Source organism: Nocardioides albus (assembly GCF_014648255.1).
GTDB lineage: Bacteria > Actinomycetota > Actinomycetes > Propionibacteriales > Nocardioidaceae > Nocardioides > Nocardioides albus.
Genome location: NZ_BMQT01000010.1, coordinates 138304 through 164140 on the forward strand (window position 1 = coordinate 138304; position 25837 = coordinate 164140).

The window sequence follows — 25837 nt, forward strand, 5'->3', positions numbered from 1 at the left end:
GTGAGAATGCTCCTAGTCGGGTGCGGTGGCCGAGGAACCCCAGGCCTTGAGCAGCTTGGCCTGCAGGGCGAACATCTCGGCGTGCTCGTCGGGGTCCACGTGGTCGTAGCCGAGCAGGTGGAGGATGCCGTGGGTGGTCAGCAGCTCGATCTCCGCCACGGTGCCGTGACCGGCTGCCTCGCCCTGCTTGGCCGCGATCGTCGGGGCGATGATGATGTCGCCCAGGTCGCCCTCCTCCGGCTCCTCATCGAGGCGGCCGGGGAGGAGTTCGTCACCGGGGAACGACAGCACGTCGGTCGGGCCCTCGGTGTCGAAGTAGCGCTCGTTGAGCTCGGTGATCGTGGCCTCGTCGCCGAACTTGATCCGGAGGTCGGCCTGCGGGTGCACGCGCAGCTGCTCGAGCAGGAAACGAGCGAGCTTGGCGACGTGCTCGACGTCGACCTCCTGCTCGGACTCGTTGATGATCTCCGTACTCATCGGTTGTCTCCAGACACCCTTCCCTGGCTCTGCACGTCGTGCTCCTCGTAGGCGGCGACGATCTTGGCGACCAGCCGGTGGCGTACGACGTCGTGGCTGGTCAGGTTGTTGAAGCTGATGTCCTTGACGTCGTCGAGGATGCCCTCCACGACCCGGAGCCCGGACTTCTGGCCGTTGGGCAGGTCGGTCTGGGTGACGTCGCCGGTGACCACGATCTTGGAGCCGAACCCGAGGCGGGTGAGGAACATCTTCATCTGCTCGGGCGTGGTGTTCTGCGCCTCGTCGAGGATGATGAAGGAGTCGTTGAGGCTTCGCCCACGCAGGAAAGCGAGCGGGGCGACCTCGATCGTCCCCGAAGCCATCAGCTTGGGGATCATCTCCGGGTCCATCATGTCGTGCAGCGCGTCGTAGAGCGGGCGCAGGTAGGGGTCGATCTTCTCGGTCAGGGTGCCGGGCAGGAAGCCGAGCTTCTCCCCCGCCTCGACCGCGGGCCGGCTCAGGATGATCCGGTTGACCTGCTTGGACTGCAGCGCCTGGACCGCCTTGGCGACCGCCAGGTAGGTCTTGCCGGTGCCGGCCGGGCCGATGCCGAAGGTGATCGTGTGCTTGTCGATCGCGTCGACGTAGCGCTTCTGGTTGAGCGTCTTCGGACGGATGCTCCGGCCACGGTTGGACAGGATGTTGAGGCTCAGCACGTCGGCCGGCTTCTCGGTGGTGTCGGCCCGGAGCATCCCGATCACGCGCTCGACGGTCTCGCCGCTGACGCCCTGACCGGTGCGGATGATCTGGACCAGCTCCTCCAGGACTCGCTCGATCATCGCGATCTCGCTGGGAGCGCCGTGGAGAGTGATCCGGTCGCCGCGTACGTGCACATCGGCATCGAAGTGGGACTCGATGATCCCGAGGTGCTCGTCGGCAGGGCCCAGCACGGTCACCATGTCGACGCTGTTCGGAACGACCACGGTGTGCTTGGTGGTGGTGGTCGCGTTGACCCTCTGCTCGGAGGCGTCGGTCGGAAGCGGACTTGGGTGTCGATCGGTCATGGATGCCCGGAGCGGGCCCTTTCTCGTCACGAGGCTGATGCGTCCATGGTACGCGGGCGCTCGGCCCCGTTCCTACTGGATAGTTTCGGGTCAGCTCGCGAGCAGCGATTCGACGCGGGAGGTCTCCTCGGCGAGCTCGTCGCGCTCGTCGGGCGTGAGGTCGCGGAGCAGCTTGACGACCTCGACCTTGCCGTCGATCGGCTTCCAGAGGCCGACGAGATGGCCGCCCGCGATGATGACCGAGGCGCTACGTGCGATGCCCCACTCCTTGCGGCCTCCCTTGGGGGTGATCCGCTCGCGGTTGGCGTGAGAGAGCCAGAGATTGTCGTATACCCCGAGCAGCCGCACCGGAGCGTGCTCCTCGCCGCTGGCCAGCGGTGCGTCCGGGACGTCGTAGAGGATCTTGCCCGCCTCGTCACGGTAGGTCACCAGGCCCTCGATCCGTTTGATCACCGGACCGAGCCGGGTCAGCGAGGACCAGGTGGTGATGTCAGCGGCGCTCGCCGGTCCGTAGGCGAGCAGATAGCGGCGTACGATCTCGGGGGCCAGGTCCGGGACGACGTCGTCGGCGATGACCGGCGGCACACCTGTCCAGCGCGGCAGCAGGTCGTAGACGAGCCCGCCGGAGCCCTTCCACAAGCCCCGCGGGGGCAGCTGGACCAGCGGCAGCTCGTTGCGCGCCCGCAGGCCCAACGCCTTGGCCGGCACACCAGGAAAGTGCTCCACCAGCCCCGCCTCCAGGGCTGCGTTGGGCAGCGCACCGAGAGCGAGTACGTCCTCGAGCGCCTCCACGAAACCGGCCAGCTGCGCTGCCGGGCGGATGATCTCGACCCGCTGGGTGTAGAAGTCGTGGACCGGCTGGGTCCAGGCCCGGATCAGCGCCGCATCGGCGGCGGTGTGCATGTGGATCGTCGAGCGCAGCGAGGAGAGCCGAACGAGTGCGCTCGACTCGAGCTGGGCGCTGACCGCATAGGGGTCGCACGACTCCAGCCGGGCGGCCAGCGCGATGAACGGCGGCAGCTGGTCCTGCGCCTGGAGGCCGACCAGATGCTCGATCATCTCGGCCGGGGTGAGAGTCGTCCGGGACAGCAGATGCTGACGTAGCAGCAGAGTCCGGTTGAGCTGCCGTTCGGTGAGGATCACGGTAGCGATGATGTCCTACTCGACGGTGATCCTCACGCCGACCTCCTCCGCAGGCTTCCCCTCGCCGTCGGAGGTGTCGTCGGTGCGGGCGATGAAGACGTACGTCCCGGGCTCGAGGTCGGAGACGTCGACCTTCGTCTTCCACGGGTAGAGCTTGTCCATCCAGCCCTCGGCGGTCACGGCTCCTTCGAGGACCGTCTCCCCAGAGGAGTCACGGATCTCCCACGGCACGTTCGCCTCCGGCGAGTTGGCCTTGCCCGAGGCCTCGAAGCTGCCCTTGACCGTCGCGCCTTCGGTGGGCGTCGTCAGGACGATCAGCTCGGACGTACGTGGCGGGGCACTCGCTTCTGCCGACGGCTCGCCGGACGTGGCCGGATCCTCGGCGCTCGCGTCTTCGCTTCCGCAGCCTGTGGCAAGCACACCGCAGAACGCCACAGCAATCATCCATCCCGCCTGGCGCGTCCCTGTTCTCCTCATGCTTCCATCGTCGCGCGCAGGACCGGAGGGATCTGCAGCACACGCCGCGACGGGGTGAGTTGGGCGCTCGATGCCGTCGGGTGCCAACCCTTCGACAGGACTAGTCGCCGACGGGCGCCGGCGGCGACGTCAGCACGTTCCGGGACGGCCGGGGCGAGCCCAGGATCCACACGAGCAGCGCAACCCCTGCCGGGATCCACCCGTAAGTCATCCCCCACTCACCTCCGACTCGTGGCGCTGCGCCCAGCAGGTCGAAGGCGTAGTCCAACCTCGGACTCGGGCTCAGCGCGCTACGTACCACCACGTTCACGGCGATTCCGGTGGCGCAGGCCAGACAGCTGGCGAACCAGGCGATCACGAAGATCGCGAGACCTCCGCTCGGGATCACGTAACGCCCGCCGAGCCACACCACCCCGGTGACCACTGCGAACATCGCAACCGTGGCCGTGATCGCCCCCACTGCGTACGACGGATGCAACGTCAACGCGCGCAGATCGGGACCGAAGAAACCGAGGCCGAAGCCGAACAGGTTCTGCCCGAAGCTCGGCACGCCGTCGCGTTCGAGCATGTCCTGAACAGCGCCCGCGCTCGCCATGGCTTGGAGTATCCAGATCCCGCCGACGAGAACCAGTCCTGCCGCTATCCCCGGCACAAGCGTCGGTCGCGACTGCGCGACGGATGTGTCACCCACGATGATCCTCCCGAGAGCACGTACGCACCCTGCCGGGCGCCCCGCGTCAGATTATCCGACCGCCGAGAGGTCGATTATCGAGCGCGACACGTCAGTTTCTGGAGAGGCGTCTTCAGAAACTGACGTTTCGGCTTCAGAAACTGACGTTTCGGCCTCAGAAACTGACGTGTCGGCGTCAAGAACTGACGTCTCGGCGAGGGGTTAGGCCCAGCGGTGGGTTCTCGCCAGGAGGGCTGCTGCGGCGGCTACTCCCGCTGTCGAGGTGCGGAGGACCTCGTCGCCGAGGCGGATGGTGGTGGCGCCGGCCTTCTCGAAGAGGGTGATCTCGTCCTCGGTCAGGCCGCCTTCGGGACCGACCACGATGAGGATGATGCCTTCGTCGACGACGGGGACGGCGCCGAGCGGGAGGGTCCCCTCCTCGTGGAGTACGACGGCGACGTCGGCCGCCTCGATCATGGCCACGACGGTGTCGGTGGTGGCCATCGGCTCGACCTCGGGATGCCACAGGCGGCGCGACTGCTTGGCCGCCTCGCGGGCGGTGGCACGCCAGCGGGCGAGCGACTTGACCGCACGCTCGCCCTTCCAGACCGCGACCGAGCGGGTCGCCGCCCACGGGACGATACGAGCCGCGCCGATCTCGGTGAGCATCTCGACGGCGAGCTCGCCGCGGTCGCCCTTGGGAAGGGCCTGGACCACCGTCAGCGCGGGCTCGGGCGGTGCGTCGCCGAGGACGACCTCGTCGACGCGTACGGTCATCGACTTCTTGGTCGTCGCCGTGATCGTGCCGGTGACGCCCTCGCCAGCGCCGTCGGTGAGCACGACCTCCTCGCCGACGCGGAGGCGGCGTACGACGACGGCGTGATGACCCTCGTCACCGCCCACCTCGACGAGGTCGCCGACGCGGGCTCCGACGAGCGACTCGACGAGGTGAACGGGAAGAGTCATCGTGGATCAGTGCCCGTTGAGGGTGTCCTTGAACCAGGAGAAGACGCCGCCCTTGTGGGACGCCTTGAGCTGGCCCTGGACGGACTCCTCACCGCGCATCTCGGCGAGCTGACGCAGCAGCGCCTCCTGCTCGAGGTCGAGCTTGGTGGGGGTCTCCACGTTGACGGTCACGATCAGGTCGCCGCGACCGCCGCGCAGACCGGGTACGCCGCGGCCACGCAGGACGTGGTCGGTGCCGGACTGGGTGCCGGGCTTGAGGTCGATCTGGATCGAGACGTCGTCGGGGTCCATCTGGTCGGCGACCTCGCCGACGAGGTCGGCCTCCAGCGTCGGCAGGTTGAGCGTGGTGCCGAGCGCGGCGGCGGTCATCGGAACCTTCGCGGTGCAGTGCAGGTCGTTGCCGCGCCGGGTGAAGGTGGCGTGCTTGGCGACGTGGATCTCGACGTAGAGGTCGCCTGCGGGGCCACCGCCGGGACCGACCTCGCCCTGCTCGGCGAGCTGCACCCGGGTGCCGTCGTCGACGCCCGGCGGGATCTTGACGGTCAGGGTGCGGTGGGAGCGCACCCGGCCCTCGCCGCTGCAGTCGCGGCACGGGTCGGGGATGACGGTGCCGAAGCCGTTGCAGGCCGAGCACGGGCGCAGCGTACGGATCTCGCCCAGGAAGGAGCGCTGCACGACCGCGACCTCGCCCTGACCGTGGCAGGTCTCGCACGGGACCGGGTGAGAGCCTTCCGCAGCGCCCTCACCGCCACAGGTGTCGCACACGACCGCGGTGTCGACCTTGAGGTCGCGAGTGACGCCGAAGGCCGCCTCGGCCAGGTCGATGTCGAGGCGGATGAGGGCGTCCTGCCCGCGGCGTACGCGCGGACGGGGGCCGCGCCCGGCACCGGCACCACCGGCTCCGGCCCCGCCGAAGAACGCGTCCATGATGTCGGTGAACGAGAAGCCCGCACCCTGCGCACCGAAACCGCCCGCGAACGGGTCGCCGCCGCGGTCGTACGCAGCCCGCTTCTGCGGGTCGCTCAGGACCTCGTAGGCGTGGGAGATCTCCTTGAACTTCTCCTGCGACTCCGCGTCGGGGTTGACGTCAGGGTGGTACTGGCGCGCCAGCTTCCGGTACGCCTTCTTGATCGTTGCGTCGTCGGCGTCCTTGTCGACGCCGAGGAGCTCATAGGGGTCCAACGTCTGTCTTCCTGCCATCGAAGTTCGCTGATCTTCCTTGAATCGTCTGCTGCTATGCCTCGTCGAGGATCCGGGAGAGGTAACGCGCCACCGCGCGCACCGCCGCCATGGATCCGGGGTAGTCCATCCGGGTCGGGCCGACCACGCCGAGCGTGGCCAGCGCCTCGTCACCAGGCCCGTAGCCGGTCGCGACCACGCTGGTCTGCGCCAGCTCCTGGTAGGGGCCCTCGGCACCGATCCGCACCGTGACCAGTCCGCCCGCGGTCGCCTCGCCCATCAGCTTGAGCAGCACGACGTGCTCCTCGAGGGCTTCCAGGAGCGGGCGCACCGCGGTGTCGAAGCTGTCGCCGAAGCGGGCCAGGTTGCTGGTGCCGCCGATGGAGATCCGCTCGTCGGAGCGGTGGTCGTTCATCGCCTCGATCAGCGCCTCCGCGACCGCGGCGGCGAGCCCGTCGTGCGGGGCGTCGACCGGCTGGTCCGCCCGGTTCGCGATGGTGCGCAGCGCCTCGCCGGCCTCGGCGATGACGACGCCGTCGACCGCGGTGTTGATCTGTGTACGCAGGGTCGCCAGGGTCTCCTCGGAGACCTCCTCGGCCACCTCGAGCAGGCGCTGCTCGACGCGGCCGGTGCTGAGGATGAGCACGAGGAGGAGCCGGGTCGGGGCCAGCGCGACCAGCTCGACGTGGCGTACGGTCGAACGGCTCAGGGTCGGGTACTGCACCACCGCGACCTGGCGGGTCAGCTGGGAGAGCAGCCGGGTCGAGCGAGTGACGACGTCGTCGAGGTCGACGGCGCCGTCGAGGAAGCCGGCGATCGCCCGCTTCTCGGCCGCCGTCATCGGCTTGACCGTGGTCAGTCGGTCGACGAAGAGCCGGTAGCCCTTGTCGGTGGGCACCCGGCCGGCGCTGGTGTGGGGGGCGGTGATGTAACCCTCCTCCTCCAGCGCGGCCATGTCGTTGCGTACCGTCGCCGGGGAGACGCCGAGACCGTGACGCTCCACGAGCGCCTTGGAGCCGACGGGCTCCTCGGTCTTCACGTAGTCCTCGACGATCGCTCGAAGGACGGAGAGCCTGCGTTCGTTCTGCATCTGCGCTCCTCTCGCCCTGGCTGCCTGGCACTCATTCCGTGCGAGTGCCAATCCTACCGGTTCATCGGCAGGGAACCAGTTCGCGGTGGTTGCTCGCTCTGTGGAACGAGACACGTCTCTCGTCATCGAGACAGCCTTAGGTTAGGCTGACCTTAGAGATCCGCTTCATCGCTTCCGCCCCACTGGAGGGTCCATGATCGCCAACGAGGTGCTGACCCGCATCACGGCCCACGCCAACGACGAGCACCAGGTCGACCTGTGCCACACGCTCTCGGCGCGACTCGGACTCCGGCCTCGACACATCGTGGGCGTACGCCTCTCCCACCTCACCGCCGAGAGCGTCGAGGTCTCCTGGATCACCCTCGACGGCGGCCACCACGCGACGTTCCGGTTCCCGGAGGCCGCGGCCACCGCTGACGACGTGCTCGTGCAGCTCGGGCGGGTGCTGGCCGGGTCGCGCTGCTGACCGATCGGCGTGGCTGCGTGCCCCTGAGGGCATAGGTCACTAACCTCGCCCGGATGAGCGATCGCTACGGCTCCGACGTCCTGTCCGGTGACTGGCGCAAGCCCAAGCACGGGCGCGCCGTCGAGACCCCCGCAGAGCTGGGCGCGGTGGTGGAGGAGGTCGAGACCGACTTCGTCGGCGAGATCGTCCGGATCGACCGCGACCTGCACACGCTGACGCTGGAGGACCGGCACGGCAAGCGGCGTACGTTCCCGTTGGGCCCGGGCTTCTGGCTCGAGGGCAAGCCGGTCATCCTCACTCCCCCGGTGACCCGTGCGGCTCCGGCGAAGCCCACCCGCACCGCCTCCGGCTCGGTGGCCGTCTCGGATGTCAAGGCTCGGGTCGCGCGTGAGTCGCGGATCTTCGTCGAGGGACGTCACGACGCCGAGCTGGTCGAGAAGATCTGGGGCGACGACCTACGGATCGAGGGCGTCGTCGTCGAATATCTCGGCGGCGTCGACGACCTCGCCGACCACCTGGTCTCGTTCAAGCCCGGGCCGCAGCGGCGAGTCGGGGTCCTGGTGGACCACCTGGTCAAAGGTTCGAAGGAGGCCCGGATCGCGGAGTCGATCCGGCGCTCCGCGGTCGGCCAGCACGTGCTGATCGTCGGCCACCCGTTCATCGACGTGTGGCAGGCGGTCAAGCCGGCCCGGCTCGGGATCGAGGCCTGGCCGAGCGTGCCGCGCTCGATCGAGTGGAAGAAGGGCATCTGCCAGCACATGGGCTGGCCCCACCGCGACCAGGCCGACATCGCCCGGGCGTGGAAACACATCCTGGGACGCGTGAACACCTTCGGCGACCTCGAACCCGCCCTGCTCGGCCGGGTCGAGGAGCTGATCGACTTCGTGACGACGGATCAGTAGGACGACTTCTTCGGCATGATGATCCACAGCACGAGGTAGACGACCACCTGCGGTCCGGGCAGCAGGCAGGAGAGGACGAAGGCCAGCCGGATCAGGTTCGAGTTGATGCCGAACCGTTGGCCGAGACCGCCGCACACGCCGGCGATCCATTTGTCGTTGGTGGGACGGGAAAGAGTTGTGGTTGCCATAGCTCCACTCTCCCCTGTCGGGCGCTCTTTACCAATCAGGATCTCCCCTGATCCTTCGGTCAGGACCAAGGTCCCGGACTCAGGGCTTCTCAGGGAAGAAGGTCTCGGACCACCGCGTCCGCGAGGAGCCGGCCGGTGTCGGTGAGGACGATCGTGTCGTCGGCGACGGTGACCAGGCCGCGGCGTACCTGATCGGGCAGGGCGGCACGTCCCTCGTCATCGAGGGTGTGGGTGGACAGCCCGTCGGCGAGGCGGAGCTCGAGGAGGACGCGCTCGACGCGTCGGTCCTCCTCCGCCAGGATCTCGCGGGCGTGGGCCGGGCTCTGTCCGCTGGTGATGCGATCTGCGTACGCCTTGGGGTGCTTGACGTTCCACCACCGGGTGCCGCCGACGTGGCTGTGGGCACCGGGGCCGACGCCCCACCAGTCGCCGCCCTGCCAGTAGAGCATGTTGTGGCGGCAGCGCTGAGTCTCGTCGGTCGCCCAGTTGGAGACCTCGTACCAGGTCAGGCCGTGATTCTGAAGGGTGTTGTCGGCCAGCTCGTACTTGTCGGCGAGGTCGTCCTCGTCGGGCATCTCGATCTCGCCTCTTCGGACCCGCCGGGCCAGGGCCGTGCCGTCCTCGACGATGAGGGAGTAGGCCGAGATGTGGTCGGGGTTGCTGGCCAGCGCGGAGTCGAGGCTGGTGCGCCAGTCGTCGATCGACTCGCCGGGGGTGCCGTAGATGAGGTCGAGGGAGACCTGCTCGAAGCCGGCCTCGCGGGCCCACTCCACGACCAGCGGGACCCGCTCGGGGTCGTGGGTGCGGTCGAGGGTCTCGAGTACGTGCGGGACCGCTGACTGCATGCCGAAGCTGAGCCGGGTGAAGCCGCCCTCGCGCAGCTCTCGGAGGTAGCCGAGGTCGACGGAGTCGGGGTTGGCCTCGGTCGTCACCTCGACGTCACCGGCGAGGCCGAACTCGTCTTTGATCGCTTTGAGCATGCCGGTCAGGTCGCTCGCCGGAAGGAGGGTCGGGGTGCCACCGCCGAAGAAGACGGTGTCCACCTGCTTGTCGCTGCCGGCCAGCACCCGGCGGGCCAGCCGGACCTCCTCGATTGCCTGGTCGGCGTACGTCTGCCGGCTCACGCCTTCGCCGAGCTCGATCGCCGTGTAGGTGTTGAAGTCGCAGTAGCCGCACCGGACCGTGCAGAACGGGACGTGGACGTAGAAGCCCAGTCCCTTCTCCCCCAGCGTGCTCAGGGAGTCGGCCGGCAGCGACCCGTCGGCGGGGGCGGGGTCGCCGGGAGGCAGAGCGGAAGGCACGGGTCCATTATCGAGCCACCTGTCGAAAAGGGTTAACCGTGCCTGGTGCGGTGGTGGGAAAATCTGGGGGTGTCCGTCTCGCAGCCCGATCTTCTTCTCGACGATGTCCTCGACAACCCGGTGTGGTCCTCATTGACCGGCGCCCATGCCTCGCTCTCCGAGGGTTCGGGGCTCGCTCGGCGCTATCGGCCCGACGTCTCGCCCTTCGCCGCAGTCGCCGACCCGAGCTCACCGCAGGCGTGGCGCGATCTCGCGGCGGCGGTCGGACCCGGCGGCACCGCGCTGATCACCGGGGCCGCCGGTGTCTGCGGGGACGGGTGGTCGGTCCTCGGGGGTGGCGAAGGGGTCCAGCTCGTCGAGACGCCGCGGGTCGCCGCAGCGCCTGATCCCGAGGCGGTCGTGCTCGGGGCCACCGACGTACCCGAGATGCTCGACCTCGTCGCGCGCACCGAGCCCGGGCCGTTCGAGAAGTCGACCTACACGATGGGTACGTATCTGGGGCTGCGCCACGAGGGCCGGCTCGTCGCGATGGCCGGCCAGCGGATGCACCCGGACGGGTGGGTCGAGATCAGCGCCGTCTGCACCGCCCCCGAGGCCCGCGGCCGCGGTCTCGCCGGTCGCCTCGTCCGCGCCGTCACCGCCGACATCCACTCCCGCGGCTGTCGCGCGTTGATGCACGCCTCGGTCACCAACACCAGCGCGATCTCGGTCTATCTCGGGCTCGGCTTCGAGCAGCGCCGGCGCACGACCTTCGAGATGTTCCGCGCTCCCGCCTAGCGCCGAGGCGTCACGTAGGTCGGTCGAGGCGTCACGTAGGTCGGCCGAGACGTCACCAGCTGCCGTGTCGGCCGACGGGAGTGACGCTTCGGACGACGGGAGTGACGCTTCGGCTGTTGCTAGCGGAAGTCGCGGGAGCGGTGGCGGGAGGCGATGGCTCGGGCGGCCTCGGGGTGGATCTCCTCGAGCGGGGCGAGGCGGTCGGCTACCAGGTTGGTCACCCCGTCGTTGCGCTCGAGGATGCCGCGGATGAGCATGACAGAGGCGGAGACGGCGATCTTTCGGTGCTTCTTCCACAAGCCGGCAGAGCAGACGACGTTGAGCATGCCGGTCTCGTCCTCGAGGTTGATGAAGGTGACTCCGCCCGCGGTGCCCGGGCGCTGGCGGTGGGTGACCAGGCCGGCGACGGTGATGCGGCGCCCGGAGTCGTACGTGGGGAGGTCGCCGATCTTCGGGAGCCCGGCCGCGGTCAGCCCGGGCCGGAGGTGGGCGAAGGGGTGGCTGCCGGGGGTCACGCCGGTCGCCCACAGGTCGGCGAGGGTCTCCTCGACCGGGTCGAGGTCGGGCAGCTCGGGTGTCTCGGCGGTGAACCGGACCCCTTCGAGCTGGTTCTCGCTCTCGGTCCAGCCGGCCTGCCACAGCGCCTGACGCCGGCTCGATGTGAACACCTGCAAACATCCCGCGGTGGCCAGCGCCTCGAGCTGGGCCCGCTCCAGACCGGCGCGTCTCGACAGATCCAGGGAGTCCTTGAACGGTGCCTCGGTCCGGGCCTTCACGATCCGCTCGGCGACGTCCTTTCCGATGCCGCGTACGGAGTCCAGACCCAGCCGCACCGCGATGTTGCCGTCACGCCGGTGCTCCGGGGTGGGATCGGGAGTGCCCGGCACCCAGTCGGTCTGGGACCCATCGTGCAGACAGCTGTCCTGACCTGTCACCGGGACATTTGCGCCGAATCGACCATCCTCAGCGAGACATTCGCGCCGACTCGGCGGGGATTCTTGGGACATTTGCGCCGACTCGGCGGTCAGGGGCTCCAGGTCGGCAGCGGCCCCGGAGAGGAGGAGGTCGGGGCGGCGTACCTCCACTCCGTGGCGGCGGGCGTCCTGGGTCAGCGACTGCGGGGAGTAGAAGCCCATCGGCTGGGCGCGGAGCAGACCGGCCAGGAACGCGGCCGGGTAGTGGAGCTTGAACCACGACGAGGCGTAGACGAGCTTGGCGAAGCTCAGCGCATGGGACTCGGCGAAGCCGAAGTTCGCGAAGGAGAGGATCTGGGTGTAGACCGCCTGGGCGGTCTCCGCGGCCATGCCCTTGGCGCGCATGCCCCGGTAGAGCTTCTCCTTGAGCGAGTCGATGCGCTCGACGCCGCGCTTGGAGCCCATCGCGCGGCGCAGCAGGTCGGCGTCGTCGTGCGAGAAGTCGCCTAGCACCCGGCCCATCTCCATGAGCTGCTCCTGGAACAGCGGCACCCCGCGCGTCCGCTCCAGCACCGGGATCAGCAGCTCGTGGGCATAGCTGGCCTCCTCGCGCCCGGTGGCCCGACGTACGTAGGGATGGACCGCTCCGCCCTGCACCGGCCCCGGCCGGATCAGCGCGATCTCGATGGCCAGGTCGTAGAAACACCGCGGCTGCAGGCGCGGCAGGGTGCCGATCTGGGCGCGCGACTCGACCTGGAAGACCCCGATCGAGTCGGCCCGGCAGAGCATGTCGTAGACCGCCGGCTCCTCCTTGGGGATGGTCGCCAGGGTCCACTCCTCCCCCAGATGCTCGAGCGCCAAGTGCATCATGTGGTCGAGCGCCGCCAGCATCCCCAGCCCGAGCAGGTCGAACTTCACCAGCCCCATGTATTCGGCGGCGTCCTTGTCCCACTGGATCACGGTGCGCTTCTCCATGCGGGCGCGCTCGATGGGTACGACCTCGCCGATCGGCTCCTCGGTGAGCACCATGCCGCCGGAGTGGATGCCGAGATGGCGCGGGGTCCCGTGGATCTCCTCGGCCAGCGCCAGGACCGGCGCGGGGATGCCGACGTCGTCGGGGGCCTCGACGCGCGAGTAGCCGAGGTGCTTGGACCAGGCGTCCTGCTGGCCTGGGCTGTGGCCGAGCGCCTTGGCTGCGTCCCGGACCGCCATCTTCGGCCGGTAGCCGACGATGTTCGCGACCTGTGCGGCGTTGCGGCGGCCGTAGGTGTCGTAGACCCACTGGATCACCGTCTCGCGCTTGTCGGAGTCGAAGTCGACGTCGATGTCCGGCTCCTCCTCCCGGTGCTCGGAGATGAACCGCTCGAACGGCAGCTTGTAGAAGACCGGGTCGATCGCGGTGATCCCGAGCGCGTAGCAGACCGCGGATGCGGCCGCCGACCCTCGCCCTTGGCAGAGGATTTTCTCCTTCCGCGCGAACTCGACGATGTCGTGCACGATCACGAAGTAACCCGGGAAGTCCTTGCGCTCGATGACGTCGAGCTCGTGCTCCACGCGCTCGCGGGCCTTCTCGACGAACTCCGGGTCGGCGGCATTCGCCTTCGCATAGCGCTCCGCGAAACCACGCTCGGTCAGGAAACGCAGCCGGCTCGCGGCCGGCTCGCCCTCGGGGATCCCGCGCTTGGGCAGCTTCGGGGTTGCCTTGCGCAGGTCGAAGGCGCACTCGTCGGCGATCTCGACGCTGCGTGCCACCGCGCCCGGGTAGCGCCGGAAGAGCTGGTCCATCTCCTCCCCCGACCTGACGTACGCCGCCGGCCCGGCCGGGAGCCAGCCGGCGATGTCGCTCAGGGTGCGCCGCGCGCGGACCGCCGCGAGCGCGTCGGCCACCCGGTGCCGGTCGGGGGTGGCGTAGTGGACGTTGTTGGTGGCGACCATGGGCAGACCGGCCTCGCGGGCGATCCCGGCGAGCAGGTCGTTGTCATAGGAGTCGGTCGGATGACCGCGGTCCGTCAGCTCGACGACGACGTTCTCCCTCCCGAAGCGATCGACGAGCTCTTGCAGCCCCCTGGCCGCGGCGATCGGGCCGGTGCCGGCGAGCGCCTGGCGGACTTCGCCCTTGCGGCAGCCGGTCAGGATCAGCCAGTTGCCGGCGCGAGCCCGGTCGGCGAGCTCATCGAGGTCGTAGGCCGGCCGCCCCTTCTCATCGCCACGCAGCTGCGCCTCGGTGATCGCCCCTGCCAGCTGCCGGTAACCCTCGACGTTCCTGGCGAGCACCAGCAGATGGCTGCCCTCCGGGTCGGCGACCCCGTTCTGCGGCTTGGTCAGGCCCAGGGACAGCTCGGCGCCGTAGATGGTCCGCAACCGTCCCGGCTCCGTCAGCTTCTGCGCCGCCTCCGCTAGGGCAGGAGCCCCGTAGAACCCGTCGTGGTCGGTGATCGCGATCCCGTGCAGCCCCTGCCGGATCGCCTCGGCGACCAGCGCCGAGGGCGAGCTCGCTCCGTCGAGGAAGGAGAAGTCGGAGTGGGCGTGGAGCTCGGCGTACGGCACCACCGGGCCTTCCGGCCCACGGACCTCCTCCTCGGTCAGCCGCTTCTTGCGCCGGGAGATCGGCGCGTCACCATAGGGGTCCTTCGGCGGGCGGCCGGACAACCGCCGCTCCAGCTCTTTCCACGGGATCTCGGGGTTGTTCCAGCCCATCGGTCGAAGCCCCGTCAGTCATAGCTGGCTTCGGTGAGCCAGTGGTCGGTGTCGAAGGTGGCCAGCCAGGCGCGGCCGTCGACCCCGACGAGCTGGAAGCGGGCCACCCGCCGACCGCCGTCGGGCTCCCACCACGCCTCGGTGACCGGCCACGGACCGGCCCAGGAGGCGATCCGTTGCCAGGGTTGGCCGGCCGCGGGCCGGTAGCGGGCGGGGTCGGCGGAGACGCCGCCACGTGGGAGCACCAGGACCTGCCGCCCGGCCTGGTCGCAGACCTCCGCCGGCCACGGCTCGGCCAGGACCCGGGCAGGCGCCGGCGGCGGGATCGAGCCCGGCCAGGGCAGCGCGCGGTCGCGGAGGGTGCTGGGGCGGTCGCCCCAGGGGACGTACGCCTGCCGGTCGCGTGGCGTCCGGCCGCCCTGAAGCATCGGGGCGACGACGGCCTCGTGGCCGAGCAGACCCTGGACCCGGGCGATGCCGCGATCGACGCGCTCGTTCGTGCCGCCCCAGAGACCGTCGGCGTGGACCGCTTCGGAGACCGCGACCTCGGGGACGAACCGGACCTCGGTCACCGCTCCCCCGCCCCTGCGCGCGACCCCGGCCAGCTGCCAGTGCAGCCGGTCGATGAGATCGACGGAGGAGAACCACCGCGGATGCGCCCAGGTGCGTACCGAGTCCGGGACATCCTCCATGGCGACCTCGATCCGCACCTCGGTGCAGACCTCCTGCCGCGTCGCCAGGCCCTTCACGAACCCCTCGGCCGCCTGCCGGGCCGAGAAGCAGACCGCCTCGGCGGAGTCGAGCGGCGGCTCGAAGGCCGCCTCGGTGGCGAGCTCGGGAGGTGGGGTACGCCCGCTCACCGGCCGCGCTCCCTCGCCGTGGATCACCCGGCGGACCCACGCGGCCTGGGCACCGAAGCGCGCCTTGACGTCGGCGCCGGGCAGGTCGGCGAGGCCGCCGAGGGTGGTCAGGCCGAGTCGCTGCAGCAGGCTGACCGCGTCCGCGTCCTCGAGGACGTGGACCGGCAGCGCACGCAGGAACCCGGCGGAGCCTCCCGCCGGCACCGCGTACGTCTCCTGCAGCCCGGCGCTGCGCGCAGCCTGCTCGGCGGTGAAGAGCTCGTCGGCGATGCCGATTCGTACGTCCCAGATCCCGAGCCCGACGACGCACTCGGCGATCGCCGCGCCCGCCTCTGCCTCGCCGCCGTAGAACCGTGCCGGCGAGCGCAGCGCGACCAGGCCGGGACGCAGCGGCATGACACCGGGACGCAGCTCCTCCAGGCGCACCAGCACCTCCTCGAACACCCGCGCGTCGCGAGCGTCATCGGCGGCGAGCACCTGCACCTCGGGGCAGCGCGACTGCGCGTCGCGGCGCCGCATCCCACGCTTGATCCCGAACTCCCGTGCCGCCTGGTTGGAGGCCTGGACCCGGTTCTGCGCGAAGACCGCCGCCGGCAGATGCCGCGGCAGCCCCTGGTCACCCAGCGCCGCGGCGACCGGCCAGTCGGCGCACCAGACCACCAGCGTACGACTCGTCGTCCCCTTCATGCCGACTCCTGTTTCCGCAGGTCAGCAATGCTTGTGACCGGATCGAGAACCCGTCGCATGCCGCCGTCCTCGGCGGGGAACCAGAGCGCCGTACGCCGCGGCGGAGCCGCCCCGCGCACCGCCTCGACCACCATCCTTCTCGCCCGGAGATGGCCGTCGCCGTTGCCCAGCCCGACCCAGCGCGGCTCGGTCGCCCGCAGCCGTACGTCTGCTCTCGGCCACTCCCCCAGCGCGACCAGCGCGGCGCCGCGGGTGCGCAGCCGGGCACCGATCTTCTCGGCGACGCCCGGGTTCACCCGACCGGTCGGCCGGACCAGCACCAGCGTGACCACGTCGACCAGCGCCGCGGTCGCCTCCAGCCAGGAGTCCTTGGGGCGCGGCACCAGGATGGTCCGCTCCAGATCGACCCCGGCCTCGGCCGCCGCCTCGGCGCCGAAGTCCTCGACCCCGACGACGGCGGTCCACTCCCCGGCCGCCGACGGACCGGCCAGCAGCAGCATCGCCAGCGAGAGCGAGTCGGCCGCGTACGTCCCGCCGGCCCGCAGCTGCACCACCCCACCGAGCGCCTCGTGCGTAGGCAGCTCCGCGCCGATGCCCGGCTTCTGCTCCAGCCGTCGCACCTTCGACCGAAGCTGCTCGATCTGAGCCAGCTTCTGGTGTCGCTCAATCCCCGCTACTGCTCCCACTCAACGAGTATCGAACATTTGTTCGAACAGAGCAAGGTTGAGACGTCACTCCCGCTGGCCGAGGCGTCAGTCACGTCGGCCGAGTGGGCACCTCATTGCCAACTCGGCCGACGTACGTGACGCCTCGGCCGACGCTAGTGACGCCTCGGCAAGGGTGGGGTCAACCCCGGAGCGCGGAGGCGAGGTAGGCGAGGCGGGGGTGGTCGACGGTGGGGAAGGCGGTGACCTCCACCGTCTTGGCCACCGCGATCTTCCAGTACGTCGCGCCGGCCACCACGAGGAAGTCGGCCTTGGACGAACCGTCACCGGACAGCGGCGTGGTGATCAGCTCGGGCTCGCCGAAGGCACGCATCGCAGCGATGACCGAGGAGTCCTCCTCGAGGGCGGCGCGGCCAGCGGCCAAGACGCCTTCGTGGGCGTCGGGGACGGCGCTGATACGCAGGGTCTGGATGCGCGGCTCGGCCTCGGGCGAGAGCATGACCTCGATGTCGTAGCGGCCCTTCTCGGCCGGCACCACGGCCAGCGCGACGCCCATGCCCCGGGAGAAGTAGCCGTAGGGCGCGCCGCCGAGCGGCAGCCCGACCTTCGCCCGTGCCTGGGTGATCTGGACGCGACGAGCGGCGTCGGGCGCGTCGAGCTCGACGTTGTCGGCGAACAGCGACGGCAGCGCGAAGGCCTCGGCGCCCGCCGGGTCGAAGGTACGCAGCCGCTCGACCGCGCTCTCCAGCGCCGAGTCGAGCCGTGGCCGCAGGCCCTTGACCGCCGCCGAGAACCGATGCGTACCGCCACCGGCGAGCGCGTCCGAAACCAGCGATCGCAACGCAGTCATCGCGGTCGGGTAACCACCGGCATACGTGCTGTTCGAGAGCGTGATCACGCCCAGCCCCGTCGCCGGGTGCCAGACCATCCGCGAGCCGTAGCCGGGGTAGCCGCCGGAGTGGTGGACGAACTGCCCGAGCCGGCTGTCGTGGTCGACCATCAGGCCGTAGCCGTAGCCAGCAGCGACCGCTCCGACTCCCACCTCACCGCCGGAGAAACCCAGCGAGGCAGACACCGAGCCGAACCGGTGCAGCTGCTGCATCTCCCGCCGCGACGCCTTCGACAGCGGATGCCCGTCGGCGGCCGAGGAGAAGGCGCCCAGGAACCCACCGACCCAGCGCGCCAGGTCGGCGACCGAGGAGTGCAGCCCACCCATCGCCGCGAACGACCCGGACGGCACCGGCGCCGTCGGAGCCCACGTCGGCGGACCCTCGAGCCGGTCGCCGGCCCAGGCCGGATGCAGCGGCGGGACGTGTCCCGGCACCCGGTTCGGCACCGCGTCAGGCGAATAGGCCGAGGAGGTCATCCCCAGCGGCGCCAGCAGCTCGTGCTCGACGAAGTCCCGGTTGGCCCCCTCGGGAGAGGAACCACCGACGACGTTCTCGATCGCCCGCCCGAGCAGCGCATAGCCGAGGTTGGAGTACTCGAACCCGACCCCCGGCTCCCGCCCGGTCGAGAAGCCCCCGTCGAGGAACGTCCCGAAGGCGTCGTAGGACAACGACTCCTGCCGGTCGCCCCATGGGTCGTCGGTCGGCAGCCCGGCCGACATCGAGAGCAGCAGCCGCAGCGTCACAGCGGGCGAGTCGGCGGAGTAGGGCGCCTGGTCGACGAGCTCGGGCACGTATTGCGCGATCGCCTCGTCCAGGTCGACCAGCCCGCGGTCGCGCAGCAGCAGCACCGCGGCCGCCGTGAACGACTTCGACATCGACGCGATCCGGAAGACGCTCTCGGCCGTCGGCGCCGGACCACCCTCGGTCGTCGCTCCGAACGCACCGGAGTGGAGCAGCTCAGAGCCGCGTACGACCCCATAGGCCAGCCCCGGAGTCAGGTTCTCCTCGAAGCGTCGAGAGAAGAGCTCGTCGACGACGGAGGTGTTCAGGCTCATACAGGCGTTCCTTCGGTGGCAGGTTGCTCGACGCGTTGCAGCCTAGCCACCGAAGGCACCGCAACCGTGGCAAGACAGATCAAGACGCAGAGCACGCCGCTCGCCAGGAACACCGGCTGCGCCCCGAAAAGCGCCCCCAGCGGCCCGTACATCAGCTGTCCGACCGGCATCGCGATGTAGGACCCGAGCATGTCGTAGGACCACGCCCGCGACTGCATCTCCTCGGGCACGTTCTCCATCATCGCCAGGTTCCAGCCGAGGCTGAAGATCTCGATCCCGGCGCCGGCGACGGCCATCACGATGATGAACGGCACGGTCTGCGGCCACAGCCCGAGGACGATGAACGGAAGCCCCATCAGCGTGACGCCGAGCATCCCGGCACGCAGCGGATACCGAAGCGTCATCCGCATCAGCACGAACGTCATGACCAGGAGGCCGATCGCCTGGGCCGAGCTGCCCAGGCCCCAGCCCTGGACCCCCAGAGAGGAGGACTTGGCGTACGCCGGACCCAGCACCTGCATCCCACCGGCCCACATCGTGTTGATCACCATGAAGGCGAGCACGACGACCCACAGCCAGGTGGTGGAACGGACGTACGTCCACCCCTCGACCAGGTCGGTGAGGGCCGACGTCTTCGGACCGGTCTTGGCGCGGCGCGGGATCCGCACCGGCAGCAGGAAGATCGCAGCGAGGAGCCAGGTCAGCGCGTCGATCGCCAGCGCCCAGCCGGCGCCGACCCCGACGACCAGGACGGCCGCGACCGATGGCCCCAGGATCGTCAGCGCGCCTCGCGACATCGACAGCAGCAGGTTGGCCGGCTGCAGGTCCTTCCTCGCGACCAACTGCGGCACCATCCCCTGCATCGCCGGGTATGCCATCGCCGACATGGTGCCGTTGACCGCCTCGAGGACGATCAGCATCCAGATCTCGGCGTTGCCGGTGATGATCAGCCCGGCAGCCACTGCCTGGGTGAGCGCCGAGGACAGGTTCGAGATCTGCAGCACCAGTCGCCGCGGGAACCGGTCGGCGATCACGCCTCCGACCAGCAGGAAGATGACCATCGGGATCGTGTGCGCCGCCACGACCGCACCCAGCGCGGACGCCGAGTCGGTGACCTCCAGCACCGCGAAGGCCAGCGCGATGTGCGACATCGAGGTGCCGGCGATGTTCACGAACCGCGACGCGAAGAACCAGCCGAAGTCGCGGTCCTTGAGGACGAAGAGGCTCTCCTTGATGCTCATTCCCGATCGCTCTCGGGGTCACCCATCACGAACGCGGCGGCCGTCAGACTGACGTGGATCGTGTCGTCCGTACGCGGCGGGCGAGCGTTGTCGTGAAGCAGGTCGGACGCGTCCCGGACGAGGTCTCGGACCCGTTCCCAGACCTCGGGATCGACCCACATCTCCGCGTCGGAGACCACGGCCGGGCCAGTCGTACGCTCCCGGCGACGGCGCACCATCTCTTCGGCCATGGCGCGCACGAAGACCTCGTCGTCGGCCTTGCTCACCTCGGAACCCTTCACCTGCAGCTCGAACGTCCATGGGTGCCGGTAGCGCTTCGCGATCCCGCCCCGGATCCTCTCCTCCCCCGCGACCTCGAGCAGCCCGGCGCTCTCGAGCAGCCGAAGATGGTAAGAGGCGTTGGCATGCGTCAGATCGAGCTCACGCGCCACCTCCGCGGCCGACAGCTCGGCGCTGGTCAGCAGTGACAGCATGCGGAGCCGCAGCGGATGCCCGGCCGCCCGCAGCCGCGAGATCTCCTCGTCCATCAAACCCCCAAAGAGTTATTTGGGGGTAAGTATGGCGCGGCCGTCCCACGACCGTCAAACAGTTATTGGGGAGTAAGGTTATGCGCTGTGTCCGACTCAGGAGAACGAAGCCGCTGCGATCCCTCCAGCCTCGACACGTACGACATCGACGGGACGCTGGTCGGCGCCCTCGGGCACCTCGATGCGGACCTGATAGAGCCCGGGCGGCACATGCACGAAGCCGAACCAGCCCGAGCCGTCGGCCCTGGCGGACAGTGACGGTCCCGCGTGATCGAGGGGTCGCAACCTGACGGCGGTCTGGTCGAGCACCGTGCCGTCGGCGAGCCGGGCCACGCCGGTCACGTGCCCGTCGGTCGGAGCCGACTTCCACGGCATGTCCGGCACCGCCGCGGGGGTCTCGAAGGGCCCACCGGGTCCGGCGAGCGCGGCCGTCAGCGCAGCCAGCTCGGCAGGCCGCTTCGACGGGTCCGCCAGGGCCTCGCGGGTCGGGTTGGCGTAGGCGTACCCGCTCCAGCCGGCCCCCTGGTTGCCCGCGGCGCTCGGAGTGACCGCCTGCCATGCCTGCGCCACCGAGTCGGCCACGGAGTTCAGGTAGAGCGCCGGGCCGTTGACCGCCTGCCGCTCACCCTGGTTGTCGGCGAGGAACTCCGACCACTCGTCATACATCGTCGCCTGCGCCGGCATCCAGTCGCGCTTGTAGTTCATGGTCACCGCGGTGTCCATGATCCCCTCGGCCAGCCAGCCCTTCCAGTCCTGGAGGACCTCGGCGTACGTGCGGGTCTTCGTCCAGCCACCCACGGCCTGGGGTCCGTTGCCGTAGGTGATCGCGTCCATCGAGAGCCGGGCGCTCGGGTCCACCGACCAGAGCCCGAGGTAGATCTTGCGAACCAGGCCGGTGACCTGGTCACGTCGCCACTGGCTCCACTGGGCGTCCGCAGGCGCGGGAACGTCCGTACGCCCCGTGGCCGCCTGGAAACGGGCGACCGCGACGTCGTTGTAGCCCCAGTCGCTGTGGGTGGTCGTGGAGGAACCGTCGGGGTAGCGGACGTAGTCGAGGTTGATCCCGTCGACGTCGTAGTTCTGCACGATCGACTGCACGCCTGCGACGATGTAGTCGACCACGCCGGGGTGCCCCGGGTCGGCGTAGGAGTTCGCACCCACGCGTTCGGTGCCGTCGTACTTCTTGTTCAGCCATCGCTCGTCACCGGTCGCGGTGGGGCCGTGCTGGTTGAACGCGTGCTCGGGCGAGCGCGGCGCGGTCGCGGAGTTCCACATCGTGTTGACGTTGACCCAGGCGTGGACCTCTATCCCGGCCGCGTGCGCCTCGGTGATGATCTCCTGCAACGGGTCGTAGGGAGCGGGGTCGATGGCCGCATCCGTACGTGGGTAGAGCGCGTCGTTGCAGAAGCAATCCCAACGCCGCGCGGTCTGCACGATCAGCGCGTTGACGTGCATGTCCTCGGCGACCTGAACCAGCTCGTCGACCTGCGCCGGGGTGTAGACGCCCCGGTTGAAGCCGTCGACCCACAGGCTCCGCCACTGCTCGGGCGGGTCCTTCTCTGCGGCCGCCCCGGGTGACGCAGGGGCCATCATCGCCCCGATCAGGACCACGGCACTCACCACTGCGAACAGGAAACGTCTCATCATGACCTCCGTCGCCCCCGCGGCCGGCGCCGTCGCCGGCTGATCGAGCGTAGGGCCTGGGCGCGGTCGGCGGACCTGATTCGGCCAACCCGGTCGCCCGGCTCGGTATCCGAGGAGAATCTCTCGACAGCGACTAAAGGGATCCGGGTGCTGATGCGTCAACAGGCTGTGAGCTTCGAAGAGTTCGGCGCGTTCTACGCGTCCCACAAGGACCGCTGCCTGCGGGCGACCGTCGCGAGCGGGGTCGACCCGGGGCGTGCCGAGGACGCGGTGTCCGAAGCCTTCGCCCGCGCCTGGGCACAGTGGCGGACGGTCCGCAACGCCCGGTCGCCGGCGGCCTGGGTCGTGCGCACCGCGATCAACGCCGACATCTCCTGGTGGCGCAAGCGCCGCCGGGAGACCGGTCCACCCGAGGACGTACGCAGCGAGCATCTCGACCTCGACGGGCGGCGCGACCTCATCGCCGCCGTGCGTCGCCTGCCGAAGCGGCAGCGCGAGGTCGTGGCGCTGCGCTACATCCTCGACCTCGACACTGCGACCACGTCGGCCGTGCTCGAGATCTCGCCAGGCACCGTCTCGGCCCATCTGCACCACGCGCTCGCCACGCTGCGAGCCGATCTCGCCACCGAAGGAGCCTGCTCATGAGCCTCGACCTCGAAGACGCCCTGCGCACCAGTAGCGACCTCACCCTCGACCGGTCGCTCGCCGAGATCCGGACGCGCGGCAACCGGCTCCGCCGGCGGCGTACGTCGCTGCTGACCGCCGCTGCCGCCGGTATGTGCCTCGTCGTGACCGGGGTCGTCCTGGCCGGTCTCGGGCGCAGCCCGGTGGCGACCGATCTCGCGCCCGCGGACCAGAGCACCTCTCCGTCCGCTCCGGAGCAGGTGCTCACCTGGAGCGGCGAACCCACGAACGTCTCCGACAAGGAGCTGGCGACGCTCGAACGCAGTTGCCTGCGCAGCGCCAATCAAGACGCCTACGAAGAGGCCAACGGGTGGCGCATGATCCCAGGTGGCCGGCCCGAAAGTCCGCCGTTGCCGGACACGATCGATCCCGCGCGTCTCTACCCGATCTTCGCCGAGCGGCGCGCCGATGTCGGGCCCGAGCGTCACAACGTCCTGCGCGCGATGTTCCTGACCGACGACTATCTGGTGCACTGCGAGGCATTCACGACCGACTCCAGCCAGCCGAAGGCAGAGGACGCCGCGGGCACGGCAAGCCGTATCAGACCTTTCCCCAACACGGTGCCGTGGGAACAGTTCAGCAGCGGCTGGGACACCAACACGGTCAACTTCATGCTGCCCGCGCCGCCCGGGGTCACCTCGGTGAAGTTCGTCATCGGCGACGGTTACGTCGACGGCACTCTCAACGGCGGGATCGCCGTCGCGTGGTTGAGCACGGACGGCCTGCCGGAGCTGGACGACGACACCGCCACCGGCTTCGCGGCCTACGACGCCGACGGGAAGCGGGTCGGTGGCAGCAAGCCGGTGCCGCCAAAGGCGTGGCCGGTCGACTGAGAACCCTCAGTCCTGGACCGCCTTGGCGACCGAGATCATCGCGGTGATCCAGCTTTTGTCGGGCGCGGGATTGTCCTCGAGCTCGCCCTTGACGTTGACGATCAGCCGCAGGATCGCCCACGCGCGGGCGCGATCCTCGTCGAGCTCGGCGGCATCGACGAGGGCGAAGAACCGGTCCCGCACACCATCACGGATCCGGCCGGCGTACTCGTCGAAGCGGTTCCACAGCATCGGCGCGAGCTCGTAGTGCGGGTCGCCGGAGAGGGGCTTCGGGTCGATCACGAGCCACTCGTCGCGGTCCCCTCGGAGGACGTTGTCGAAGTGCAGGTCCGTGTGGATCAGGGTGCCGTCGGTCTCCTCGTCGCGGGCGAAGTCGCGCGCGATCGACCGGGCCTGCTCGACCATCCGGGGCGGCACCGGAAGCCGCCGCTCCTTCTCGCCCAGCTCGCTCGCCCAGCGCTCGGCCTGCTGTGACAACGTACGCAGCTGCGGCGGAGCCGGAACATGCAGGCGACGGTAGAACCCGCCGACGATCTCGCACGCCTGGACGTCCCACATCTCCGAGAGATCCTCGGGGTGCAGCCGTTCGAGCAGCAGCGCGAAGCGCTTCGGGTCGGCCCGCAGCAGACGTACGGCACCCCGACCGCCCCACACCTGCAGCGCCAGCGCCTCGTGCTCGGCCTCCCAGTGCGGCCAGCCGACCTTCAGCACGGCGGCTTCGCCGTCGGCGGTGCGCACCGGGACCACGACGGCGCACCTACCGTGGGTGGAGCGGCCGTCGACGGTCAGCGACCACTCCTCGACCAGGTCGCGCAGCAGACTCGGGAGGTCGTCGAGCCAGGCCGCCCACGACGGCCCGTTGGCCGCGAGAGCCAGGAAGGAGTCCGGGACGAGGGTCACGGCGGCAACCTTAAATCCGCTTCCCAACCCGGGGCGGATCGGGCAGATTTCGACTCATGTCACTTCCAGAGTCGATGGGGACCAAGGGTGTTCCCTACCCGCCCGAGCGCTACGACGGCGAGGCCGGTGAGGTCTCGGCGTTCTACCGCCCCGACACCACCCCGCCGGACCTGACCTACCCCAACGGGGTGAAGGTCGACTATCTGGCGACCGGAGCGACGACCGCCGGCGACTACGGCCTCTACCGCTGGCACTTCGGCCCCGGCGAGACCGGCCCGGGGCCTCACTTCCACCGTGCGGTGGCCGAGTCGTTCTACATGCTGACCGGAACGGTGCGGATCTTCAACGGCGAGGAGTGGATCCCGGCCGGTGCCGGCGACTTCGTGCACGTGCCGGTCGGCGGTCTGCACGGCTTCCGCAACACGACCGACGAGCCCGCCTCGATGCTGCTCCACTTCACCCCGGGCGCACCGCGGGAGGGCTACTTCGAGGGGCTGCGTGAGCTGGCCGAGGGCACCGAGCTCGGCCCGGACGACATGGCCGAGTTCTACAAGCTCCACGACAACTACTGGGTCGACTGAGCGATCTTCAGCGCCTCCAGCCCCATCCTGACGATGGGGCTGGTGGTGTCGGCCCCGATCGCGGGGTCGTCCACCCCGATCCACTCCGCGAACGCGGTGGTCCCGTCGACCTCCAGCGTGCCCAGCTCGCCCCCGACGACCCGCGCCGAGAAGACCACCCGGGTGGACTGGTAGGGTCGACGGCCCGGCTCGAACGGCACGACGTAGACGTTGGTCGTCAGCGGAGCCCCGACCTCGACGTCGTACCCGGTCTCCTCCTTCACCTCGCGCGCCACCGCGTCCGGCATCTGCTCGCCGTAGTCCACGCCGCCGCCCGGGAGCGTCCAGCCCGGTTCGTTGCGGTGGTTGCCCCTGAACCAGCTCAGCAGGATCCGCCCATCGTCGTCGACGATGACGGCGTACGCCGCCACGCGGGTGTCGTACTCGGTGAAGTGCATCCCTGCGAGACTAACGCGGACAGGCCCGAAGTCAGTCGAAGACGAACGCAGTCGCGTCCTTCGGGAACGAAGTCCACGCCCGGATCCGGCGCGGATGCACCGCCGGTGACTCCGTGGCCGGCTTGAAGACGTCCTCGCCGTACTCGGGATACTTCGCGTTCAGCAGCGCCGCGATCTCCTCCGCCGCAGCAGGGGTGAACGAGGTCGTACACACCTCCCCCTCGACGACGACCAGCTTCCACGGATCCGGCAGGTTCACCGTCACCTTCGGACGCGCGGTCGCGAGCCGCATGTGCAACGTCTCTGGACTGCCGCCGTAGACCAGCTTGTCCTCGAACCAGATGCCGTCCAGCGGCGTCACATGCGGACTCCGTCCCGGCCGCTCGAACGCGAACCAGAACTGCTTCGCCTCGACCAGCATCTGACGTACGTCTGCCCACGCCAGCAGCTCGCTCGGGCTGCCGTACTCCTTCGGGAATCGAACCTGTTCTGTACGCATGGATGTCACTCCACCACCACCCGGCCCCGGCCGACCCGACCGTT

The 25837-nt window shown here is 69.7% G+C and carries 26 protein-coding genes; 6 read left to right on the top strand and 20 right to left on the bottom strand.

Going from position 1 to position 25837, the window contains the following annotated elements; all coding sequences use genetic code 11:
* Nucleotides 1-12 precede the first annotated feature (12 nt).
* The 8 genes from ybeY to hrcA all read right to left on the bottom strand — a co-directional run bounded on the left by ybeY (nt 13) and on the right by hrcA (nt 7045).
* Nucleotides 13-477, bottom strand: a complete 465-nt coding sequence (ybeY, locus tag IEY84_RS20850) for an rRNA maturation RNase YbeY (protein WP_183548396.1) — start codon at nt 475-477, stop codon at nt 13-15.
* Entirely contained in the window at nt 474-1520 is a 1047-nt protein-coding gene (locus IEY84_RS20855) for a PhoH family protein (RefSeq protein WP_183548398.1), read from the bottom strand. The genes ybeY and IEY84_RS20855 overlap by 4 nt, the downstream gene beginning before the upstream one ends.
* A gap of 90 nt (nt 1521-1610) precedes the next feature.
* Nucleotides 1611-2663, bottom strand: coding sequence for a winged helix DNA-binding domain-containing protein (locus IEY84_RS20860; RefSeq protein WP_183548400.1), 1053 nt, complete (start codon nt 2661-2663; stop codon nt 1611-1613).
* A gap of 15 nt (nt 2664-2678) precedes the next feature.
* A complete protein-coding gene (locus IEY84_RS20865; RefSeq protein WP_183548402.1) occupies nt 2679-3140 on the bottom strand; it encodes a Gmad2 immunoglobulin-like domain-containing protein in 462 nt (153 codons plus the stop codon).
* A gap of 100 nt (nt 3141-3240) precedes the next feature.
* Nucleotides 3241-3831: a hypothetical protein gene (locus tag IEY84_RS20870; protein ID WP_183548404.1), complete on the bottom strand. Its 591-nt coding sequence runs from the start codon at nt 3829-3831 to the stop codon at nt 3241-3243.
* Between the two features lie 201 nt (nt 3832-4032).
* Nucleotides 4033-4776 carry a 16S rRNA (uracil(1498)-N(3))-methyltransferase gene (locus IEY84_RS20875; RefSeq protein ID WP_183548405.1) on the bottom strand — a complete coding sequence of 248 codons (744 nt, stop codon included), beginning with the start codon at nt 4774-4776 and terminating at the stop codon, nt 4033-4035.
* 6 nt (nt 4777-4782) lie between these two features.
* Nucleotides 4783-5976, bottom strand: a complete 1194-nt coding sequence (dnaJ, locus tag IEY84_RS20880; protein ID WP_183548407.1) for a molecular chaperone DnaJ — start codon at nt 5974-5976, stop codon at nt 4783-4785.
* A gap of 34 nt (nt 5977-6010) precedes the next feature.
* Entirely contained in the window at nt 6011-7045 is a 1035-nt protein-coding gene (gene hrcA, locus IEY84_RS20885; RefSeq protein ID WP_183548409.1) for a heat-inducible transcriptional repressor HrcA, read from the bottom strand.
* 193 nt (nt 7046-7238) lie between these two features.
* On the opposite strand from hrcA, the gene IEY84_RS20890 reads away from it, so the two are divergent.
* Both IEY84_RS20890 and IEY84_RS20895 read left to right on the top strand, forming a co-directional pair.
* On the top strand, nt 7239-7511 hold the full coding sequence (locus IEY84_RS20890; protein ID WP_183548411.1) for a hypothetical protein: 273 nt from the start codon (nt 7239-7241) through the stop codon (nt 7509-7511).
* Between the two features lie 53 nt (nt 7512-7564).
* A complete protein-coding gene (locus IEY84_RS20895) occupies nt 7565-8413 on the top strand; it encodes a DUF3097 domain-containing protein (protein ID WP_183548413.1) in 849 nt (282 codons plus the stop codon).
* On the opposite strand, the gene IEY84_RS20900 is transcribed toward IEY84_RS20895, so the two are convergent.
* Together IEY84_RS20900 and hemW are read right to left on the bottom strand one after the other, a co-directional pair.
* Nucleotides 8407-8601 (bottom strand): PspC domain-containing protein, encoded by a 195-nt coding sequence (locus IEY84_RS20900; protein WP_183548415.1) that lies wholly within the window; start codon nt 8599-8601, stop codon nt 8407-8409. The genes IEY84_RS20895 and IEY84_RS20900 overlap by 7 nt on opposite strands.
* An 89-nt stretch (nt 8602-8690) precedes the next feature.
* A complete protein-coding gene (gene hemW / locus IEY84_RS20905) occupies nt 8691-9902 on the bottom strand; it encodes a radical SAM family heme chaperone HemW (protein WP_183548417.1) in 1212 nt (403 codons plus the stop codon).
* Nucleotides 9903-9971: 69 nt separating this feature from the next.
* Here hemW and IEY84_RS20910 point away from each other — a divergent pair, with 69 nt between their 5' ends.
* Nucleotides 9972-10679, top strand: coding sequence for a GNAT family N-acetyltransferase (locus IEY84_RS20910; RefSeq protein WP_183548420.1), 708 nt, complete (start codon nt 9972-9974; stop codon nt 10677-10679).
* Nucleotides 10680-10798: 119 nt separating this feature from the next.
* On the opposite strand, the gene IEY84_RS20915 is transcribed toward IEY84_RS20910, so the two are convergent.
* The 7 genes from IEY84_RS20915 to IEY84_RS20945 all read right to left on the bottom strand — a co-directional run bounded on the left by IEY84_RS20915 (nt 10799) and on the right by IEY84_RS20945 (nt 21859).
* Nucleotides 10799-14290 (bottom strand): error-prone DNA polymerase, encoded by a 3492-nt coding sequence (locus tag IEY84_RS20915; RefSeq protein WP_183548422.1) that lies wholly within the window; start codon nt 14288-14290, stop codon nt 10799-10801.
* A gap of 14 nt (nt 14291-14304) precedes the next feature.
* On the bottom strand, nt 14305-15837 hold the full coding sequence (locus IEY84_RS20920) for a DNA polymerase Y family protein (RefSeq protein ID WP_183548424.1): 1533 nt from the start codon (nt 15835-15837) through the stop codon (nt 14305-14307).
* Nucleotides 15834-16523, bottom strand: coding sequence for a DnaE2-dependent mutagenesis accessory factor ImuA' (gene imuA' / locus IEY84_RS20925; protein WP_183548426.1), 690 nt, complete (start codon nt 16521-16523; stop codon nt 15834-15836). The genes IEY84_RS20920 and imuA' overlap by 4 nt, the downstream gene beginning before the upstream one ends.
* A 160-nt stretch (nt 16524-16683) precedes the next feature.
* Nucleotides 16684-18447, bottom strand: a complete 1764-nt coding sequence (locus IEY84_RS20930) for a serine hydrolase domain-containing protein (protein WP_183548428.1) — start codon at nt 18445-18447, stop codon at nt 16684-16686.
* Nucleotides 18444-19688, bottom strand: a complete 1245-nt coding sequence (locus IEY84_RS20935) for an MFS transporter (protein WP_183548430.1) — start codon at nt 19686-19688, stop codon at nt 18444-18446. Before IEY84_RS20935 ends, IEY84_RS20930 begins: the two co-directional genes overlap by 4 nt.
* Nucleotides 19685-20215 (bottom strand): ArsR/SmtB family transcription factor, encoded by a 531-nt coding sequence (locus IEY84_RS20940; protein ID WP_183548432.1) that lies wholly within the window; start codon nt 20213-20215, stop codon nt 19685-19687. The genes IEY84_RS20935 and IEY84_RS20940 overlap by 4 nt, the downstream gene beginning before the upstream one ends.
* A gap of 96 nt (nt 20216-20311) precedes the next feature.
* Nucleotides 20312-21859, bottom strand: a complete 1548-nt coding sequence (locus IEY84_RS20945) for a family 10 glycosylhydrolase (RefSeq protein ID WP_183548434.1) — start codon at nt 21857-21859, stop codon at nt 20312-20314.
* 153 nt (nt 21860-22012) lie between these two features.
* Between IEY84_RS20945 and IEY84_RS20950 the strand changes: the two genes are divergently transcribed.
* Nucleotides 22013-22504: a SigE family RNA polymerase sigma factor gene (locus IEY84_RS20950; RefSeq protein ID WP_183548436.1), complete on the top strand. Its 492-nt coding sequence runs from the start codon at nt 22013-22015 to the stop codon at nt 22502-22504.
* Nucleotides 22501-23376 carry a hypothetical protein gene (locus tag IEY84_RS20955; RefSeq protein ID WP_183548438.1) on the top strand — a complete coding sequence of 292 codons (876 nt, stop codon included), beginning with the start codon at nt 22501-22503 and terminating at the stop codon, nt 23374-23376. The genes IEY84_RS20950 and IEY84_RS20955 overlap by 4 nt, the downstream gene beginning before the upstream one ends.
* 6 nt (nt 23377-23382) lie before the next feature.
* Here IEY84_RS20955 and IEY84_RS20960 read toward each other — a convergent pair whose 3' ends face one another.
* Nucleotides 23383-24276, bottom strand: coding sequence for an aminoglycoside phosphotransferase family protein (locus IEY84_RS20960; RefSeq protein WP_183548440.1), 894 nt, complete (start codon nt 24274-24276; stop codon nt 23383-23385).
* 56 nt (nt 24277-24332) lie between these two features.
* Here IEY84_RS20960 and IEY84_RS20965 point away from each other — a divergent pair, with 56 nt between their 5' ends.
* Nucleotides 24333-24857 carry a cupin domain-containing protein gene (locus IEY84_RS20965; protein ID WP_229788894.1) on the top strand — a complete coding sequence of 175 codons (525 nt, stop codon included), beginning with the start codon at nt 24333-24335 and terminating at the stop codon, nt 24855-24857.
* Here IEY84_RS20965 and IEY84_RS20970 read toward each other — a convergent pair.
* Together IEY84_RS20970 and IEY84_RS20975 are read right to left on the bottom strand one after the other, a co-directional pair.
* Entirely contained in the window at nt 24842-25294 is a 453-nt protein-coding gene (locus IEY84_RS20970) for an NUDIX hydrolase (RefSeq protein WP_183548442.1), read from the bottom strand. The genes IEY84_RS20965 and IEY84_RS20970 overlap by 16 nt on opposite strands.
* 31 nt (nt 25295-25325) lie before the next feature.
* A complete protein-coding gene (locus tag IEY84_RS20975) occupies nt 25326-25793 on the bottom strand; it encodes a pyridoxamine 5'-phosphate oxidase family protein (RefSeq protein WP_183548444.1) in 468 nt (155 codons plus the stop codon).
* Nucleotides 25794-25837: the final 44 nt, after the last annotated feature.